The organism is Pseudomonas sp. PDM02, assembly GCF_014852285.1.
GTDB lineage: Bacteria > Pseudomonadota > Gammaproteobacteria > Pseudomonadales > Pseudomonadaceae > Aquipseudomonas > Aquipseudomonas migulae.
Window position 1 is genome coordinate 363,525 of record NZ_JACVBL010000002.1, and the last position, 20,133, is coordinate 383,657.

The 20,133-nt window shown below is 59.9% G+C and carries 12 protein-coding genes and 1 pseudogene; 4 read left to right on the forward strand and 9 right to left on the reverse strand.

Annotation, left to right across the window (positions count from 1 at the left end):
• Positions 1 to 77 precede the first annotated feature (77 nt).
• Entirely contained in the window at positions 78 to 848 is a 771-nt protein-coding gene (locus IB245_RS05195; protein ID WP_008025116.1) for a ParA family protein, read from the forward strand.
• Positions 849 to 977: 129 nt separating this feature from the next.
• On the opposite strand, the gene trxC is transcribed toward IB245_RS05195, so the two are convergent.
• The 6 genes and pseudogenes from trxC to IB245_RS29315 form a co-directional block, all read right to left on the reverse strand.
• On the reverse strand, positions 978 to 1,412 hold the full coding sequence (gene trxC / locus IB245_RS05200; RefSeq protein ID WP_008042033.1) for a thioredoxin TrxC: 435 nt from the start codon (positions 1,410 to 1,412) through the stop codon (positions 978 to 980).
• Positions 1,413 to 1,497: 85 nt separating this feature from the next.
• Complete coding sequence (selO, locus tag IB245_RS05205) at positions 1,498 to 2,961, reverse strand: protein adenylyltransferase SelO (protein WP_192226885.1); 1,464 nt, start codon at positions 2,959 to 2,961, stop codon at positions 1,498 to 1,500.
• Between the two features lie 48 nt (positions 2,962 to 3,009).
• A complete protein-coding gene (mscK, locus tag IB245_RS05210) occupies positions 3,010 to 6,360 on the reverse strand; it encodes a mechanosensitive channel MscK (RefSeq protein ID WP_192226886.1) in 3,351 nt (1,116 codons plus the stop codon).
• Positions 6,361 to 6,394: 34 nt separating this feature from the next.
• Positions 6,395 to 8,137, reverse strand: coding sequence for a potassium/proton antiporter (locus tag IB245_RS05215; protein WP_008025108.1), 1,743 nt, complete (start codon positions 8,135 to 8,137; stop codon positions 6,395 to 6,397).
• A 263-nt stretch (positions 8,138 to 8,400) separates the two neighbouring features.
• Complete coding sequence (locus tag IB245_RS29310; protein WP_404943242.1) at positions 8,401 to 9,273, reverse strand: methyl-accepting chemotaxis protein; 873 nt, start codon at positions 9,271 to 9,273, stop codon at positions 8,401 to 8,403.
• Positions 9,256 to 10,092: pseudogene (locus tag IB245_RS29315) on the reverse strand (MCP four helix bundle domain-containing protein); the annotation flags it as partial. The gene IB245_RS29310 and the pseudogene IB245_RS29315, both read right to left, overlap by 18 nt.
• Before the next feature lie 323 nt (positions 10,093 to 10,415).
• Between IB245_RS29315 and IB245_RS05225 the strand changes: the two are divergent.
• From IB245_RS05225 to IB245_RS05235, 3 genes are all read left to right on the forward strand, one after another.
• A complete protein-coding gene (locus IB245_RS05225; protein ID WP_008025106.1) occupies positions 10,416 to 10,625 on the forward strand; it encodes a hypothetical protein in 210 nt (69 codons plus the stop codon).
• The gene (locus tag IB245_RS05230; RefSeq protein WP_008025105.1) at positions 10,622 to 10,924 is read left to right on the forward strand and encodes a cell division protein ZapA; all 303 of its coding nucleotides are present in this window, start codon (positions 10,622 to 10,624) and stop codon (positions 10,922 to 10,924) included. The genes IB245_RS05225 and IB245_RS05230 overlap by 4 nt, the downstream gene beginning before the upstream one ends.
• A gap of 100 nt (positions 10,925 to 11,024) precedes the next feature.
• Entirely contained in the window at positions 11,025 to 12,959 is a 1,935-nt protein-coding gene (locus IB245_RS05235; RefSeq protein ID WP_192226888.1) for a methyl-accepting chemotaxis protein, read from the forward strand.
• A gap of 72 nt (positions 12,960 to 13,031) precedes the next feature.
• Here IB245_RS05235 and IB245_RS05240 read toward each other — a convergent pair whose 3' ends face one another.
• The 3 genes from IB245_RS05240 to putA all read right to left on the reverse strand — a co-directional run bounded on the left by IB245_RS05240 (position 13,032) and on the right by putA (position 19,993).
• Complete coding sequence (locus IB245_RS05240; RefSeq protein ID WP_192226889.1) at positions 13,032 to 13,778, reverse strand: hypothetical protein; 747 nt, start codon at positions 13,776 to 13,778, stop codon at positions 13,032 to 13,034.
• Positions 13,779 to 13,978: 200 nt separating this feature from the next.
• Positions 13,979 to 15,781 (reverse strand): acyl-CoA dehydrogenase, encoded by a 1,803-nt coding sequence (locus tag IB245_RS05245; RefSeq protein WP_192226890.1) that lies wholly within the window; start codon positions 15,779 to 15,781, stop codon positions 13,979 to 13,981.
• Between the two features lie 258 nt (positions 15,782 to 16,039).
• Positions 16,040 to 19,993 carry a trifunctional transcriptional regulator/proline dehydrogenase/L-glutamate gamma-semialdehyde dehydrogenase gene (putA, locus tag IB245_RS05250; RefSeq protein ID WP_008025099.1) on the reverse strand — a complete coding sequence of 1,318 codons (3,954 nt, stop codon included), beginning with the start codon at positions 19,991 to 19,993 and terminating at the stop codon, positions 16,040 to 16,042.
• Positions 19,994 to 20,133 lie beyond the last annotated feature (140 nt).

Consider the following 20,133-nt stretch of genomic DNA (forward strand, 5'->3'; position numbering starts at 1 on the left):
CCCTGTGCCGGCGAGGTAGCTAAGCGACGCCGTGGACTACTACACTCGGTCATTCTTTGATACACGGAGGTTTTGACATGCGGCGCGTGGTATTCAATCAGAAAGGCGGCGTAGGCAAATCCAGCATTGCCTGCAATCTGGCGGCGGTCAGTGCCAGCGAGGGCTATCGCACCCTGTTGGTGGATCTTGATGCTCAGGCCAATTCGACCCAGTACCTCACCGGGCTCACCGGTAATGACATTCCGATGGGGATTGCCGACTTCTTCAAGCAAACGCTGTCTTCAGGCCCGTTTTCGAAGAAAAACCAGGTCGATATCTACGAAACCCCGTTCGACAACCTCCACGTCATCACCGCCACCGCCGAACTGGCGGACTTGCAGCCCAAGCTTGAGGCGAAACACAAGATCAACAAGCTGCGCAAACTGCTCGACGAGTTGGCCGAAGATTACGACCGGATCTACCTCGATACGCCGCCAGCACTAAACTTTTATGCGGTTTCTGCCTTGATTGCCGCCGATCGTGTGCTGATCCCCTTCGACTGCGACAGTTTCTCGCGTCAGGCACTGTACGGTCTGCTGGCGGAAATCGAAGAATTGAAGGACGACCACAACGAAGGGCTGGAAGTGGAAGGCATCGTCGTCAACCAGTTCCAGGCCCGCGCCAGCCTGCCGCAGCAGATCCTCGACGAGCTGATTGCCGAAGGATTGCCCGTGCTGCCGGTGTACCTGGGCACTTCGGTGCGCATGCGCGAATCGCATCAGGCCAACACGCCGCTGATCCACCTCGACCCACGGCACAAGCTGACCCAGCAATTCGTCGAGCTGCATAGCCTGCTCGAAAACGCCTGATCTCGCGATGACACCGAACACCTGTGGGAGCGGGCTTGCTCGCGAATGCGGTGTGTCAGCCGACATCAACATTGGCTGACACTCCGCATTCGCGAGCAAGCCCGCTCCCACATTTGATTTGGGGTGGCTTCAGATCCCCTGGCTACGTAACCAGCTCATCAACTGCGGCAACGGAAACGCCCCGCTCTGGCGTGCCACTTCCCGGCCGTTCTTGAACAGAATCAGGCTCGGAATCGAGCGAATCCCCAACTGCGCCGACAACTGCTGATTCGCCTCGCTGTCCAGCTTGGCCAGCCTGCATTTGCCCGCCAACTGACTGGCTGCCTGCTCAAACACCGGCGCAAAAGACTTGCACGGCCCGCACCAGTCCGCCCACACGTCCACCAGCAACGGCAGATCGCCCTTGATCTGACTGGCGTAATCACCTTGTTTCAATTCGAAAGGCTTGCTCAGCAAGACCTCGGCTTTGCAGCGCCCGCATTTCGGCTGATCGCCGAGGCGCTCGGCGGGGATGCGGTTGAGGCCGTTGCAGTGGGGGCAGGGGATGAGGAGTGGTTCGGACATAATCGGGCTCTGAATAAATGGGCAATCCATGACGCTGATCTGGAGTCGAAGTCAGTGGTTATCAAGGTGGCATTCTGCAGACCACTCAAGACGAACAACTGATCTCCAAATGCTTCCCCCACTCCGGCGGCCGTTCGGCGTAACCCTCCATCCCCGGTTGCTCCTCGAACGGATTGCTCAGCACCGCATGCAGCCGGCGAACCTCTGAATAGTCGCCGCTTTCCGCCGCGTCGATGGCTTTCTGCGCCAGGTAGTTGCGCAGGATGTAGAGCGGATTGACCGCGTGCATCCGTTGGCGGCGTTTTTGCTGATCCACTTCACCTTCGCGGCCAACACGGGCGACATAGCGCTCGGCCCAGGCATCGAAGCCCTTGATGTCGACGAAGTCGTCGCGCAGGCGAGCAACGGCCTGTTCGGGTGATTCCTCGCCGAGGCGGCGGAAGAACAGGCTGTAATCGACGCCGCTGTTCTGCATCAGTTGCAGCAATTGCTCCAGCAGTTTCTGGTCATCGTCTTCGGCGGTGGTGAGGCCGAGGCGACGGCGCATCAGGTCCAGGTAATGGGCCTGGAACAGCGGCAGGTACAGCCCGAGGGTTTCGCGCAGGGCTTCGACGCTGATGAACGGCGTCAGTGCCTGGGCCAGGGCGCTGAGGTTCCACTGGCCGATCGGCACCTGGTTGCTGAAGGAATAACGGCCCTGATCATCGGAGTGGTTGCAGATGAAGTTGGCGTCGAAGTCATCGAGGAAGGCGAACGGGCCGAAGTCGAAGGTGATGCCGAGGATCGACATGTTGTCGGTGTTCATCACGCCGTGGCAGAAGCCATAAGCCTGCCATTTGGCGATCAGCTCGGCATTGCGCTCGACGACTTCGCGGAACATCGCCAGGTACGGTTCTGGCTGTTCGAGGCATTCCGGGAAATGCATGGCCAGCACGTGCTCGCCGAGCTCTTTCTGCTTTTCGGGGCGTTTGGTGTAGTAGAAATATTCGAAATGCCCGAAGCGCACATGGCTCGGTGACAGGCGCAGGATCATGGCTGCGCGTTCCTGTTTTTCGCGCCACACCGGCGTGTCGGAGCCGATCACGCACAACGCACGGGTGGTCGGGATGTTCAGGGCATGCAGCGCTTCGGACGCAAGAAACTCACGGATCGACGAACGCAGCACCGCACGGCCATCGCCCATGCGCGAAAAAGGCGTCTGACCGGCGCCCTTGAGGTGCAGGTCCCAATGCTCGCCGGCCTCGTTGTAGACCTCGCCCAGCAGCAGTCCGCGACCGTCGCCCAGTTGTGGGTTGTAGGAGCCGAACTGATGCCCGGAATAGACCGTCGCCCGCGGAATCGCATCGGCCCACAGCTTGTGGCCGCTGAATAGCTCGGCGAACTCCGGGGTTTCGGCCACGGCCGGATCAAGGTCGAGCAGCGCCATGGCGGCAGGGCTCGCGACGACCAGGCGCGGATTGTCGATGGGCTCGGGCAGTACGTGGGCAGAAAACGTATCGCCCAGGCGATCGAAGCGATTATCGAAGGTCAGTTCGTCGAGGGCTTTCACCGGCCATCTCCAGCAGAATGTCCGAGCATTCTGCTAGGGATAGGGCGGTTAGTCGAGTTTGGCGGGCGGTGGCTCTTGCAGCGGTTTGCCGTCGGCCATCGGCACGATGGTTTTGGCTTCCGGCTCGATGGGCACCATTTTGTATTCCTGGCCGTGCAGGTTCTTCAGGTAAACCTCCATCTGCCGGAACGAAATGTTGATGTGCTGCTTCTTGAACTCGCGGTTGATGAAGCGGTTGACCTCATCGAGTACCGGGTTGCGGTCGCCGAGGTCACGCACATGCATGCGCAGCTCGTGGTCGAGGGTGCTTTCGCCGAAGTTCAGGAAGTACACGTGCGGTTCCGGATCCTTCAGCACGCGCGGGTTGTCCCGGGCGGCTTTGAGCAGCAGTTCTTTCACCAGGTCCAGGTCCGAACCGTAATCGACGCCGAGCTTCAAGGTCACCCGGGTAATGGTGTCGGTCAGTGACCAGTTGATTAGTTGCCCGGTGATGAACGTCTTGTTCGGGACGATGATGTCCTTGCGGTCGAAGTCGGTGATGGTCGTGGCGCGGATGCGGATCTTGCTGACCGTGCCCGACAGGTTGCCGATGGTGATCGTGTCGCCGATCCGCACCGGGCGTTCGAACAGGATCATGATCCCGGAGATGAAGTTCGCGAAAATCTCCTGCATCCCGAAGCCAAGTCCCACCGAAAGCGCCGCCACCAGCCACTGCAACTTGTCCCAGCTCACGCCGAGCGTGGACAGGGTCGAGACGAAACCGATGCCGGCGATCACGTAAGACAGCAGCGTGGTCGTGGCGTAGGCGCTGCCCTGCGCCAGGTTCAGCTTCGACAATACGAACACTTCCAGCAGCCCTGGCAAGTTGCGCGCGAGGGCGAAGGTGATGCCGATGATGATCAGCGCCCCCAGCATGTCGCCGATGCTGATCGGCACCATGCTCATGTTGGCGCCGGTGCCGCTGGTGTATTCGTAGAGGGTGATGTTATCGAGGTACGAGAACACCGAAATCAGATCGGACCAGACCCAGTACAGCGCAGCGATGAAGCCGCCGAGCAGCGCCAGGCGAATCAGGCGCAACGACTGCTCGTTGACCTTCTCGATGTCCAGGGTCGGCTCTTCGATCACCGCTTCGCCATCGCCGGCCTCTTTCGCTGCCTGACGTTTGGCCAGGGCGCGCTGGTAGGCGAGACGGCGTGCCGCAACGCTCAGGCCGCGGACGAACGTGGCTTCGATCACCAGCCAGAACATCAGCAGGTAAAGCGTGTTGATCAAGCGGTCGCTGAGCTTCAGCGCGGTGTAGTAGTAGCCGAAGCACACCGCCACGAACAACGCGACAGGCAGGACGGTGAACATGACCCCGACCGCTTTGCGGAACAACGAGGCGTTTTCGTGCGTCGGGCTGCTGATCAGCAATCGACTGAGCAGCCAGGTCATCAAGGCGTAGCAGATCAGTACGACCGGCATGCCCAGCACGTCATCGGCCAGCCCCGCCGGTTGCAGCTCGGCAACGGCCACCACCGCGACCAACGCCATGACCACCAGCCCGAGACGGCGGACCCAGCCCTGGAGAAATTCGACCTGAGGCTTTTCCCAGCGGAAATGCAGTTCGGCGACGCCGCCCGGCGCGAGGATCCGGTAGGCGGTGTAGAACACCAGCCAGGCCTGAGCCATTTGCAGCAGCGCCGCGCCCATGTTGGCGTTCTGCCCCCGAGCGTCGATTTGCAGGGCCAGGCCACACAGGGCCAGGCCCAGCGCAACCGGCAATGCCAGCAGAATATTGACCAGAATCGCCTGCGGCGTGTGCAACTGGCTGTCACGTTTGAAGTGGCCGATGTCCTGGTGAACCTTGTTCAGTCGGGCATACAGGCTTTTGCGCCGCCACAGCAGGGCGCCGATCACCAGTACCAACGGGAGAAACAGCAGCGGTCGCTGAGTCAGGCCGTCAATCAATTCACTCACGCTCGACGCCAGCGGCAGGGTCGCCACCTGGCGTTGCAGACGTTCCGGCACGCCGCGCATCCATTCAAGATCGAGCGGCTTGTTGCTGGGAATCCAGAACATCTGTTCGTCGAGGGTCGCCCGCAGGCTTTGCGCGGTGCTGAGCAGTTGCTTCTGATTGAGTTGCAGCGTGATCGATTCGTTGAGCACCGCGCTCAGTTCGCGGTTCAGCCGTTCCAGCAGGTCGGCGCGGGTCGTGGCCAGTTCCAGCAGGCTCTTGCGTAGTTGCGGGGTGACTTGCTCGGGCGGCTGAGTCGACAGCAGGTTGTCGACATAGGTCGCCGGGTTGCTGAGCAATTCCCGTTGCTGGCTGACTTCGAACTGATACAGGCGAATGTCGGCGATCTGGTCGGCCAGGTCGCGGTCGACCTTGAGGCGCGGCAGGCCCTGTTTCTGTTTGTAGAGGATTTTCGACAGCAGCAGGCTGCCCTTGAGCACACTGATTTGCTCGTCGAGGGCCGAATCGCTCTGGGTTACGTTGTCGAGTTGCTGCTTGGTTTGCAGGTTCTGCTGGGTGACTTCGTTGAGACGGTCGGTGCTCTTGAGCAAGTAGTCCGAAAGCTTCAGGTTTGCCGCACTTTCGGTGGCCAGCAGGGCGCTGCCGCCGGACTTCTGCGCTTCGATAGACTGCTGCGTCACCGTCTCCTGGGACTGGGCCAGGCGTTTCTGGTTGATCAGGTTTTGCAGCTCCTGGATTTCGCGATCCAGGCGGTCGGATTTTTCCGAGAGCAGGTCATGCTGGCTGTTGCCCAGGTCCTGCAACTGGCTGTTGCCGGCCAGTTCCTGGCGACGCAGCGGGATCAGCGCATTCAGTGCCGCGAGTTCGGCATTGAGCAGGTCGCGTTGTTCGCTGCTCAAGGTCTTGCCGTTGTCTTTGCCGGCCTTGAGGATGTTATTGATCTGCTGGATGCGCGTCTGGCTGGTGGAAATTTCAGCCTGGGCGCGCTCAGGGCGGGTCTGGGCGGTAATGACCAGGCTGTTCGCATCAGCGAGGGCTTTCTGCATATCACTTTGCTGGGTCGCGCGCTCGGTCAGCATTTGCTCGAGCTGCTGCACGGATTCTTTGCCATAGCGTTGCGCCACGGGGATGGCGCTGCTGGCTTTGAGGCGCGTCAGTTCGCGCTGGTTCTCGATGTTCTGCTTGGGCGCGGTAGCGAGTTGCTGCTTGAGATCGGCCAGCTTGCGCTCGTAATCACGCTTGTTGTTGAGCTGGGTCAGCGTGCTTTGCAGCAGCGTTTGCAGGGCTTTCTGATCAGCTTCCGGCAGTTTGCGGTCGGCGATCTTGTCCAGGCTCGCCTGCACGGCTTCGCTGGACGGTGGTTCCGCCGCTTGCAACGTGCCGACAGACAGACTCAAGCCCAGCAGGGCCATGATGAAAAAGGTGCGCAGGGTTGACATAGAGACCGATCGAAAACGAGACGAAGAATGAAGTTTAGAGGAAGAGTCCCGGACCCGGGCGACTTCCTTCGGGGAATCTGACGCCCACTTTGCCGATCTTGTTCCCTTCCATGACCGCGACGGTCCAGATGGTGTTGTTCCATTCCACCTGGTCACCCACGACTGGCGCACCGCCCACTTTGTGAGCAATGAAGCTGGCCAGAGTCATATCTGGATCGATGCCTTCGACTTTCAACCCGTACAGGGCAGCAACCGCCGCCAGCTGGGCATCTCCTTCGAGTACGAAGTCGCCGAAGAAACGCAAATCGAGGCCTCGTTGAGGCGCCTGGCTAAACAGTTTTCCAAGGGCCGGCAGGTTGTGTTCGTGGCCGATGACGCAGAGCAAATCATCGACTTCGAGCACCGTACTACCCGACGGATGGAGCAGTTGCTGGCCACGAAACAGTGCGGCGATGCGTGTGCCTTCGGGCATTTTCAGTTCGCGAAGGGGCGAACCGATGCACCATTTTTCGGCACCGAGGCGATAAACGAACAGCTCCCACTCACTGGTGACATGCACTTCCAGGGCTGAGCGCGAGATCGGCGCAGGTTCCGGTGGCACCGTCACCTTTAACAGTTTGGCGATCCACGGCAGGCTCGTCCCTTGTACCAGCAGCGACACCAGCACAATAAAGAAGGCAAGGTTGAAGTAGAGCTGGGCGTTGGGCAGGCCGGCCATCAGCGGGAACACCGCCAGAATGATCGGGACCGCGCCGCGCAGGCCGACCCAGGAAATGAAGGCTTTCTCTCGACCGTGGAAGGCCTTGAAGGGCAGCAGGCCGACCAACACCGACAGTGGCCGTGCAAACAGAATCATCCACAGCGCCAGGCCCAGCGCAGGCAAGGCGATCGGCAGCAAGTCGTGCGGCGTGACCAGCAGGCCCAGCACCAGGAACATGCCGATCTGCGCCAGCCACGCCATGCCGTCGAGCATGTGCAGAATGCCGTGGCGGCTGCGTACCGGACGGTTGCCGATCACCAGGCCGCACAGGTAAACCGCGAGGAAACCGCTGCCGTGCAGGGCGTTGGTCAGGGCGAACACCACCAGGCCGCCGGCGATCACCAGAATCGGATAGAGGCCGGTGGCCAGATTGATCCGGTTGACCAGTTGCAGCATCAGCCAGCCGCCACCGAGCCCGATCACGCCGCCGATGCCGAACTCGCGCAGCAGGTGGGTCAGCAGGCTCCAGTGCAGGCCGGTCTGGCCGCTGGCGAGCATGTCGATCAGGGTGACGGTGAGGAACACCGCCATCGGGTCGTTGCTGCCGGATTCGATTTCGAGACTGGCGGTGACCCGTTCGTTCAAGCCTTTGCCGCCGAGCAGCGAGAACACCGCCGCAGCATCCGTGGAGCCGACGATGGCGCCGATCAGCAGGCCCTGAATCAGGTTCAGATCGAACAGCCAGGCCGCGGCCATGCCGGTCAGCCCGGTGGTGATCAACACCCCGACCGTGGCCAGCGACAGCGCCGGCCATAACGCCACACGAAAACTCGACACCCTGGTGCGCAAACCGCCGTCGAGCAGGATCACCGCCAGTGCAAGGTTGCCGACCAGATAGGCCGTTGGGTAGTTATCGAAAATAATCCCGCCGCCATCGACGCCGGCGGCCATGCCCACGGCCAGGATGATCACCAGAATCGGGATACCGAGGCGGGACGAAAGTGAGCTCACCAGAATGCTCGCACCTACCAGCAACGCGCCGATCAAGAACAGGCTGTTGATGGTCGTCGCATTCAAAGGCAATACTCCAGAAAGCTGAAAGGCGGGCACACACTGACCATGCAGTCTGCGTGCCAGCGATTCTAACCTGTTGAAATGTGATGCTGTCAAAAAGCTTTTGCAGATCAAAAGCCCTACGCATGTTCCGTCTACACGCGATCCCTTGTAGGAGCCGGCTTGCTGGCGATCGCGTCTGTGAAATCGCCATCGCCAGCAAGCCGGCTCCTACAGATCGGGGGATGTTCCGGATCGACGTATCACGAGCATCTGGTGTTAGCGGGTTAGAGGCTGAACCGTCCAACCATCGTGTTCAGGTCCACTGCCAATCGCGACAGTTCGTTGCTCGCTGCGCTGGTCTGATTGGCGCCGGTGGCCGATTGCACCGACAGATCACGAATGTTCACCAGGTTACGGTCCACTTCACGGGCCACTTGGGCCTGTTCTTCGGCCGCGCTGGCGATCACCAGGTTGCGTTCGTTGATTTCGACGATGGCGCTGTTGATCGTGTCCAGCGACATCCCTGCGCCGCGAGCGATGTTCAAGGTCGACTCGGCGCGCTCGGTGCTGTTGCGCATCGAATCCACCGCGTGCTCGGTGCCGGTCTGAATGCTGCCGATCATGCGTTCGATTTCGCTGGTCGATTGCTGAGTGCGGTGCGCCAGTGCACGCACTTCGTCCGCCACCACCGCAAAACCGCGCCCGGCTTCACCGGCACGGGCCGCTTCGATGGCGGCGTTCAAGGCCAGCAGGTTGGTCTGGTCCGCCAGGCCACGGATCACGTCCAGTACCTTGCCGATGTCGCGGGATTCATTGGCCAGATCGCCGATCAGTGTCGCCGTGCTCTGCACATCGGCGCTCATGCGTTCGATGGCGCTGACGGTTTCCTGCACCAGATCACGACCGTCACCGGCCGACGTGGTGGCGTTTTTCGACGCTTCCGAGGTGCTCACCGCGTTGCGCGCGACTTCTTCCACGGCGCTGGTCATTTCATTGACGGCGGTGGCGGCCTGTTCGATTTCATTGTTCTGTTGGGTCAGGCCACGGGCGCTTTCGTCGGTGACACTGTTGAGCTCTTCAGCGGCGGAGGCCAGTTGCGTGGCCGAGCCGGAAATCCGCTGCAGGGTGTCACGCAGCTTGTCTTGCATCTTCGACATGGCCAGCAGCAAACGGCCGGCTTCGTCTTCGCCATCAACGGTGATCGGGCGAGTCAGGTTGCCTTCGGCAATTTGTTCGGCAGCGCTCAAGGCATTGGCGATTGGCTTGGTGATGCTGTTGGTCAGCAGCCAGGCAAACAGCACGGTCAGGCCGGTGGCGATGACCAGCAAGGTGATCACCAGATTGAAGGCCGAATCATATTGATCGGCGGCGCGCTGATTGGTGTCGAGGGACTGCTGGGTGTTGATCTCCAGCAAGCGATTGAGCACTGCGTTGACAGCTTCGGAGTTGGTCAGCAGATCGGTGTTGAGCAAGGTGCGCAGTTCATCGACCTGATTGTTGCGCGACAGGGTTTTCATCCGGTCTTCGATCTGACGGTACTGCCCCAGCAACTGTACGTATTGATCGTAGGCTGCACGCTCCTGCGGGCTGCTGATCAGCTTTTCGTAGGTCGCCTGAGCCGCACGAATCTGTTGGTTGCGCGACTCCAGCAGCTCCATGGTTTTCTGCTGAACGTCGGGCTCGCGGTTCACCAGCAAACGGTAGGACAGCACTCGCAGGCGCAAGGTGAGTTGAGTGAACTCGTCGAGGCTTTTGATACTCGGCACGCTGCTCAAGGTGATTTCCTCGGCAGCACCGCGAATCTTGCTCATCTGGTTCAAGGCAAACACCCCCAGAACCAGCATCAGACCGCCAATCAGGGCGAAACCGAGGAACGCCCGCGGAGCGATATTCATATTACGAAGGGACATGGTGTTTACCGAAAAGAGCGCACCTGTGCGGCGCTGAGACTGACGTATGGATGACTTATCGGTCATACGACTAAAGTCTTGAGGGGCTGCGCGTATTTGTCGCAGTCAGACCGTTTCCTGTAGGAGCGAAGCTTGCTCGCGAAGGACGTTAACGGTAACGCGTGCAGTCTGGATGAACGCGTTGTCTGGACGTCCTTCGCGAGCAAGCATCGCTCCTACAGGAACTATGGCGACGAAGTGCAGGAACCAGATCCGCCAATCACAGTCTTTAAAGTTCGCGAGGAAGGTCGCCCGCCAGGAAAATCAAGGCCTTGCGCCCCATTAACCCTGGCATCCGTGGTGACTTTTCTTTATCGTACGCGCCCCTTGAAAATGCTTGGAAAATCAAAATGTTGGAAGCATCCCTAAGCCAATTGGAACAACTGGTCAGCGACCTTGTTCAACAGAACCAGACCCTGAGTGCAGAACTGGCCCAGGCCAAGGATGAAAACGAAAGCCTGCAACTGAGCCTGATGGAACAGGAAGAAAAACAAGGCGCTACCGCCGCTCGCATCCAGGCCCTGGTTGAACGCGTCAGCGCCGGCCCGGTCAGCGCATGAGTGTCGGCGCCGCAGGGGTAAAAGTCGTCTCGATCCTGGGGGAGGACTATTCGATCAAGGCGCCGGCCGGGGAAGAGCAAACCCTGCTGGACGCCGCATTGATGTTGAAGGCTGCTTTGGCTGATACCAAAAGAAAGTACCCGACCCTGATCGGTGACCGACTGCTGGTGCTGGCCGCGATGAATCTGTGTTCTCAGCAGATCGAAATGAAAAAGCAGCACAAGCTCGAACTCGACCGTTACCAAGAGCAAGTCAGCGCCACGGTTGAAGTGATCTCCAAGACGATCAATCAAGCCTGATCGGCTTTGCGCACAACCAAAGAATAAATTGTCGTTTGAGTTGTATACAATCGGCATGGCTGTTGCAGTGTTTCAGCCTCTTATTCTTTGGGGGTGCTCCATGCAGTTCTGGCGTCGCAGTATTCAATGGCAGTTGATCCTCAGTATGGGCACCGCCCTGCTGGTCAGTATTCTGATCGTGGTTGGCGTTTATACCCTCGTGGTCAACCGTCTCGCCCAGAGCTACCTGGTCGAACAAGCGCTGCCGTCGAGCATCGAAGCGATGCGCAACGACATCGAGCGCATCCTCGTTCAACCCCTCACCGCCGCCAAAGACATCGCCAGCAACAGCATGGTGCGCGACTGGCTCGCCGGGGGCGAAAACAGTGATCAGACCGCCGCGTTCGTGCAGTATCTGGAAGGCATCCGCGCCGAACACAAAGCCTTTACCGCGTTAATTGTCGGTACGGCTTCAAACCACTATTTCACTGAAAAAGGCCTGGACCGCAGCCTTAGCCGCTCCAATCCCAAAGACGCCTGGTTCTATTCGTTCCTCGACAGCAACCAGCCGCGCACCCTCAATATCGACAACGACACAGCCACCGGAGAATTGGCGCTGTTCATCGACCTCAAGGTCGAGCAGGCCGGAAAAGTCGTGGGCGTTGCCGGGCTTGGCCTGAGCATGAAAGAGCTGTCGGAGCTGATTCACAACTTCACCTTCGGTGAGCGCGGCAAGGTCTATCTCGTGCGTTCCGACGGTTTGATCCAGGTTCACCCCGAAGCGCAATTCAGTGGCAAACGCACCTTGGTCGAGCAAATCGGTGCGTCGGCCGCGCAGGCAGTCATGGGTCAAAAAGCTGCCAGCAGCAGCTTCGTGCGTGATGGCGAAGACTTCCTCGCGTTGAGCCTGCCGCTGAGGGACTTGGGCTGGACCCTGGTGGCCGAAGTGCCACAGTCGCAGATCTACGCCGAAGCCCGCCGCGCCATGTGGATGAGCAGCGGCATTGGCCTGGCGGTGGCGCTGGTGTGCCTGTTGCTGGTGGTGTTGCTGGCCCGTGGGTTGGTGCGGCCGATTCGTCAGGTAACAGCGGCGCTGGTAGCCATCGGTAGCGGTGGTGGAGATTTGACCCACCGGTTAGATTCCAGCCGCGCCGATGAACTGGGTGACCTGGCACGCGGCTTCAATCGATTCCTTGACAGCCAGCGCGAGATGATCGGCGAAGTGCTGACCACCAGTGAGCGTTTGCGCACCGCCGTCAGCCAGGTGGCGAAGGTTGTGGACAACACCGCCGAACGCTCCGGGCGTCAGCAGGAAATGACCGACATGGTCGCCACCGCCGTCCACGAAATGGGCCTGACCGTGCAGGAAATCGCGCAGAACGCCGGTAACGCGGCGGTTGCCTCGCAGGATGCTCGCGATGAGGCGATGCAGGCGCGGGAAGTGGTGGGTGGGTCGATCCGACATATTGAAAGCATGTCCGATGAAATCGGTGTCGCCGCCAGTGCGGTGGGCGAACTGGCTGATCAGGTGGCGTCGATTGATCAGGTGTTGGCGGTGATTCGCGGGATTTCCGAGCAGACCAACCTGTTGGCGTTGAATGCGGCTATTGAAGCAGCGCGGGCTGGAGACATGGGCCGTGGATTTGCCGTTGTGGCAGATGAAGTGCGGACGCTGGCGCGGCGGACTCAATCGTCCACCGATGAAATTCAGCAAATAATCGGCAGCCTCAAGCAAGGTGCGGAGAACGCGGTGTCGTCGATGCACACCGGTCAAGCGGCGACCGGCACCGGTGTCGAATCGAGCCAGCGCACCGGGACGTCGCTGACCGCGATTACCGGGCAGATCGAGCGTATCAGCGACATGAACCACCAGGTCGCGACCGCGACGGAAGAACAGTCGGCGGTGACCGAAGAGATCAACCGCAACGTGCAGGGGATTTCCGACCTGGCTCGGGCGACAGCGGGGGAGGTCAGGGCTTGCCGGGAGGATTGCCAGACGTTGCAGCGGTTGGCGGATGATTTGGCGCGGCAGATGGGTGGGTTTCGGTTGAGCTGAGGTTCGAGTCCAAGGCTGCACAGGCTGGCCGAGAGCGCGACAATAGTGTGTGCGCTCTCGGGGCGCTGATGATCAGTCAGAAACGAATGACGAGACCAAAAGCTCTTTCCCGTATACCTCTGCACCATTGACGGTATCGATATAAAAAACTCGTTTCTCTCTCACGACCCAGGAACGTTGTTGTTCATCGATATAGGTGTCGCCACTGGTCATTGATCTGAACATGTCATCGCGGTTGAACAACCGATTGCCAATTTGGGTATCACCTTCGGTTTTGACGGTTACGCGATAGCCGTTATCGATTTGCCAGCGATACTCTTTGCCTGTGACGGTGCTGTTGCGATTACCTCTTACCTTGTCACCCACTCTGGTCGCCAGAATGAATTGGTCGTGGGTGAGCCGTATATAAGGGTCTATTTTTGGTGTGCGTTCTGCGGCAGGGAAGCCATAGACAACGCTTAGCCACTCGTTGGCAGACATGGCCTCGTAGTCCTTGTACCCGACGAGGTAGTCCCACTCATATCGCTCGTCGGGCGAAACGATTTCCATCATACCGACAGCCGTTGTTTCAGCACTCTCAGAAGCTTGCTTCTCACCGGTTGCGCCAACGGAAACCATCTCAATAGTGATAAGGGACTTTTCGTTCGAAGGCCTGTGATGATTTTTGTCGAGAACGACGTGTTCAATCCCTTTGGAATCGGTCCAAATCGTTCCCGCTCTTCCAGGTCCAGCTGAAATGGATGCCAGGACGCAATAGTCATGATCGACAAGTCCTGGAATTTTGATTGTTTTGTCTGCAAGTGTGTTTGGCGTATTCATCATGCTCTCTCATATAGGAGGACCGACGGACAGGGTGATGTCCGTCGTTGCCGACAAATAGTGTGACGTCGGTAATCCAGCCTATCGGAGCTGCCTTGATTACACAGCTGTCAGAAATAACAGGTGTGTCGAGTGCAGAGTTGGCGTGTTTCAAAATGAACGCTCAATGTATTACCAATACTCTGCACTGAATCAGTTGCTTAGAACCACTCATCCTGCATGTTCAAACACACATCATCCCGCGCCTCAAGAATCGCCAATTCATGGTGGCAACCCGGCACTTCCCAGGTCAGGAAATACCGCGCCGCCTGCAGCTTGCCCTTATAGAAGCTCACATCCGCCGCATTCCCCTTGGCCAACCCTTCCTCGGCGCGAATCGCCTGTTCCAGCCAGCGCCAGCCAATCACTGTGTGCCCAAACACTTTCAAGTACAGCGCCGAGTTCGCCAGGCTGCTGTTGACCTTGCCTTGAGCCAGGTCGGTCAACAAACCGAGGGTTACGGTTTGCAGGCGGGCCACCAGTTTCTCCAGCGGTTCACGCAGCGCATTCAGCGATTCGTAGGCTTGCGCCCGTTCGGCAGTGTCGGCGATCAGGCGGATCAATTGCTTCAGTCCCGCACCACCGTTCTGCGCCAGTTTGCGGCCCAGCAAGTCCAGTGACTGAATGCCGTGGGTGCCTTCATGAATCGGGTTCAGACGGTTGTCGCGGTAATACTGCTCAACCGGGTATTCGCGGGTATAACCGTGACCGCCGAGAATCTGGATCGCCAGCTCGTTGGCCTTCAGGCAAAACTCCGACGGCCAGGATTTGACGATTGGCGTCAGCAAATCCAGCAGCTCATGGGCCTGTTTGCGCTCGGCTTCGGTCGCAAGCGTCGTGGTGTCATCGAACAGTCGCGCCGCATACAACCCAAGATCGAACGAGCCTTCGACGTAGGCTTTTTGCGTGAGCAACATGCGTTTGACGTCGGCGTGCTGAATGATCGCCACTGGTGCGGTGTTCGGGTCTTTGCTGTCCGGCACGCGGCCTTGCGGACGCTCGCGGGCGTACTCCAGCGAATACAGGTAGCCGGCGTAACCGAGCATCACCGCGCCCATGCCGACGCCGATTCGCGCTTCGTTCATCATCTGGAACATGTAGCTCAAACCGTGGTGCGGCTTGCCCACCAGATAACCGACGCACTCACCGTTATCACCGAAGTTCAGCGCGGTGGACGTCGTGCCGCGCCAGCCCATCTTGTGGAACAACCCGGCCAGCAACACGTCGTTGCGCTTGCCCAGGCTGCCGTCATCGTTGACCAGGAACTTGGGCACGATAAACAGCGAAATCCCCTTCACTCCGGCCGGTGCATCCGGCAACTTGGCCAGCACCATGTGCACGATGTTTTCCGACAGCGGGTGATCGCCGCCGGAGATGAAGATCTTGTTGCCCTTGAGTCGATAGGTGCCGTCAGAAGCAGGCTCGGCGCGTGTGCGAATATCTGACAACGACGAACCGGCATGGGGCTCGGTCAGGGCCATGGTGCCGAAGAAGCGGCCGTCGATCATCGGTTGCAGGAAGCGCTGCTTCTGTTCCTCGGTGCCGAAGCTTTCGATCAGGTTCGCCGCACCCATGGTCAGGAACGGGTACGAAGTCGAGGCCGCGTTGGCCGACTGGAAGTGCGCGAAACACGCCTGGGACAACAGCGTAGGAAGTTGCATGCCGCCGGCGTCGAAACTGCGCGCGGCGTTGAGGAAACCGGCTTCGAGGAAGGCATCCACCGCTGGTTTCACTTCCGGAATCAGAATCGCCTGACCGTCCTCGTAGCGAGGCTCGTTCTCGTCGCCCTTGCGGTTGTGCGGGGCGAAAAACTTCTCGGCAATGCTGCGAGCGGTGCCGATGGCAGCGTCGAAGGTCTCGCGATTGTGCTCGGCGAAACGCTCTCGCTGGGTCAGGCCTTCGGCGTCGAGGACTTCATACAGCTCGAAAGCCAGATTGCGGGAACTGAGCAACGTCTCGGACATGGCGGCCTACCTTTTTTTGGAATGGACCGAGTCTAGGCGTGGGAATAGAGGCTGAACAGGATGATTGATGAGCGTGATGGTAGGGCAGAGCGACGACTTAACAGGCACCACAAAACAAATGTGGGAGCGAGCCTGCTCGCGATAGCGGTGTTTCATCCAATACATGTGTCGGATGACACGCCGCTATCGCGAGCAGGCTCGCTCCCACAGGGGGTATTGCGTACCGGGCGGCTATTGCGGCAGCCCGGCTTATCGGTTTTAGCCGATGGTCATCAAGCTCGCATTACCACCCGCCGCAGCGGTGTTAACGCTCAACGCTCGCTCGATCACCAGACGCTCCAACGCAATGTTGGTCTCGCCCAGCGACAACCCATGAACCCCGACAATCGCCCCGGCACGCTTGGCCACTTGCTGGCACACCGCACGCAACTGATCGGAATGGCCGTGATGCAGAACCGCATCAAACACCACTTCGTCCTTGTTCCAGTCGGCAACCAGCTTGATACGCGCCTGAACTTCCTTCGGCAGGCGTGCGAACAAGGCTTTGGTCAGGTCAGCTTCCGGCCATACCGCTGAGCCGCCGACGGCCAATACCGCCGCCAGTTGCGTCAGTAGGTCGCCTTCAGCTTCGGCCAGGGACAGCACGTGCTCACGCGGCAGGATCGCGTAGCTGTTGCGCTCGCCGGTCGGGCCCGCCAGTACACGGGTGATGCCGCTTTGCGATTGCGCCGCGAACTGCACGCACAAGGCGCTCAGGTCGGCAAACTTGTTGCTGTCGGCCCAGGTTTGCAGGGCGGTCAGCGGTTTGCTCATGGCATCGCGCAGACGAACATCCGGTGCAGTGGCGGCGTCGCCACGAGCGAAGGATTGTTCGATTGCATCGGCAGGCCGCGTCGACAGCAGGCGGTACAGGTACAACGGACCACCGGCTTTCGGGCCGGTGCCCGACAGGCCTTCGCCACCGAACGGTTGCACGCCAACCACAGCACCGACGATGTTACGGTTCACGTAGACGTTACCGGCATTGACGTTGTCGATCACCTTGGCGATGGTCTCGTCGATGCGCGTATGCACGCCCAGCGTCAGGCCGTAGCCGGAAGCGTTGATCTGACCGATCAACTGGTCGATGTCTTTGCGCTTGTAGCGCACCACGTGCAGCACCGGGCCGAAGATTTCGCGTTGCAACTCATCGAAGCTTTCCAGCTCGATCAGCGTCGGCATCACGAAGGTGCCGCGTTTCACTTCTTCACTGTTGGCGATGGCCACCTGGTACACGTTGCGACCTTTGTCGCGCATGGCCTGGATGTGCTTCTCGATGCCCGCCTTGGCTTCGGCGTCGATCACCGGGCCGATGTCCACGGACAGGCGCTCAGGGTTGCCGAGACGGCATTCAGCCATGGCGCCCTTGAGCATTTCGATGACACGGTCAGCGGAATCTTCCTGCAAGCAAAGTACACGCAGAGCCGAACAACGTTGACCGGCGCTGTCGAAGGCCGACGACACCACGTCGATCACGACTTGTTCGGTCAGTGCCGAGGAGTCGACGATCATCGCGTTCTGGCCGCCAGTCTCGGCGATCAGCGGAATCGGGCGGCCCTGTGCATCCAGGCGGCCAGCGACGTTGCGTTGCAGCAAACGAGCGACTTCGGTGGAACCGGTGAACATCACGCCTTTGACCCGATCGTCACCGACCAGACGGGCGCCCACGGTTTCGCCACGGCCCGGCAGCAGTTGCAGCACGCCTTCCGGAATCCCGGCTTCGAGCATCAGGCGCACGGCCTGGGCAGCGACCAGCGGGGTTTGTTCCGCAGGCTTGGCCAGTACCGGGTTACCGGCGGCCAATGCAGCGGCAACCTGACCGCTGAAGATTGCCAGCGGGAAGTTCCACGGGCTGATGCACACCACCGGACCCAATGGGCGGTGGGCGTCGTTGGTGAAATCGTTGCGAGCCTGCACCGCGTAGTAACGCAGGAAGTCCACGGCCTCACGCACTTCGGCGATGGCGTTGGCGAAGGTCTTGCCGGCTTCGCGAGCCAACAGGCCCATCAGCGGCTGGATCTCGCCTTCCATCAAATCGGCGGCACGTTCCAGAATCGCAGCACGTTCGGCCGGCGGGGTGGCCTGCCAGATCGGTGCAGCGTTCAGGGCGCACTGGATCGCGTTGTCGACGTCTTCGACATTCGCTTCCTGTACGTGACCGACCACGTCACGCAAATCGGACGGGTTCAGAACAGGCGCAGGGGTTTCGGTGCTGGAGACGCAGCCGAGCATCGGCGCGGCTTTCCAGTGGTTGTGAGCAGTGGCCAGCAGAGCGCACGACAGCGAAGCCAGGCGATGTTCGTTGGCCATGTCGATGCCGCTGGAGTTGGCGCGCTCGGCACCATAAAGATCGCGCGGCAGCGGGATACGCGGGTGCGGCAGGCCGAAGCCGCCTTCCAGCGTCGCCATCTGCTCGATGCTGGCCACTGGATCGGCCACCAGCTCCTGAATCGAAATGGACTGGTCGGCGATACGGTTCACGAACGAGGTGTTCGCGCCGTTTTCCAGCAGACGACGTACCAGGTACGCCAGCAGCGTTTCGTGAGTCCCGACCGGTGCGTACACGCGGCATGGGCGGTTCAGCTTGCCTTCGGAAACTTTACCTACAACCTGTTCGTACAGCGGTTCGCCCATGCCGTGCAGGCACTGGAACTCGTACTGGCCCGGGTAATAGTTCTGACCGGCGATGTGGTAAATGGCCGACAGAGTGTGGGCGTTGTGCGTGGCGAATTGCGGGTAGATGACTTCCGGCACCGACAACAACTTGCGGGCGCAAGCGATGTAGGAAACGTCGGTGTACACCTTGCGGGTGTAGACCGGATAGCCTTCCAGACCTTCGACCTGGGCGCGCTTGATTTCGCTGTCCCAGTACGCGCCTTTCACCAGGCGGATCATCAGGCGATGACGGCTGCGGCGAGCCAGGTCGATCACGTAATCGATCACGTACGGGCAACGCTTCTGGTAAGCCTGGATCACGAAACCGATGCCGTTCCAGCCGGTCAGTTGCGGCTCGAAGCACAGGCGCTCCAGCAGATCCAGCGACAGCTCGAGGCGGTCGGCTTCTTCGGCGTCGATGTTCAGGCCGATGTCGTATTGCTTGGCCAGCAGGGTCAGCGACAACAGGCGCGGGTACAACTCGTCCATCACACGCTCGTACTGCGCACGGCTGTAACGCGGGTGCAGTGCCGACAGCTTGATGGAAATGCCCGGGCCTTCATAAATCCCGCGACCGTGGGACGCTTTGCCGATCGAGTGGATGGCTTGTTCGTACGACGCGAGGTACTTCTGCGCGTCGTGTTCGGTGAGGGCGGCTTCACCGAGCATGTCGTAGGAATAGCGGAAACCCTTGGCTTCGAACTTGCTCGCGTTGGCCAGGGCTTCGGCGATGGTTTCGCCGGTGACGAACTGCTCGCCCATCAGGCGCATGGCCATGTCGACGCCCTTGCGGATCATCGGCTCGCCGCTTTTGCCGATGATGCGGCTCAGCGACGAAGTCAAACCCGCTTCATTATGGGTGGCGACCAGTTTGCCGGTCAGCAGCAAGCCCCAGGTTGCGGCGTTGACGAACAGCGACGGGCTGTTGCCCAAGTGTGGCTGCCAGTTACCGGTGCTGATTTTGTCGCGGATCAGTGCGTCACGAGTGCCCTTGTCCGGGATGCGCAACAGCGCTTCGGCCAGGCACATCAGTGCCACGCCTTCCTGGGACGACAGGGAAAATTCCTGCAACAGGCCCTGAACAATTCCGGCACGGCCACCGGCGCTCTTCTGATTGCGCAGTTTCTCGGCAATCGAGGCAGCGAGCTTGTTGGTGGCGTCAGCCATGGCAACCGGCAGGCGCGCCTGTTCGATCAGCATCGGCACCACTTCCGGCTCAGGACGACGGTAAGCAGCGGTAATGGCGGCGCGCAGCACCGATTGCGGCAAGATGCTTTCGGCGAACTCAAGGAAGCACTGGTGCGCGTGGTCGACGTGGACGTCGCCACTGTCGTCGGCTTCTTTGGCCGTCAGGCCGTTGAGCTCGGTCAGGGTTGCACCACCCTCGAGTTTTTCCAGGTAATTGAAAATTGCCTGCTTGATCAGCCAGTGCGGCGTGCGATCAATCGAAGTCGCGGCGGCCTTGAGGCGCTCGCGGGTCGGGTCGTCAAGTTTGACCCCAAGGGTGGTGGTAGCCATATTTTTATCCTCATGTTTGCCACGACCGCGTGGCATCAGCTGGCGGCAAGATTAGCTGCGCGCTCTCTGAGGTGCAACCGGGTGCAACCCTTTTTTTGTCGGAATAATAGGCAGCTCGTCAGGAATTAAATTCCGGTACG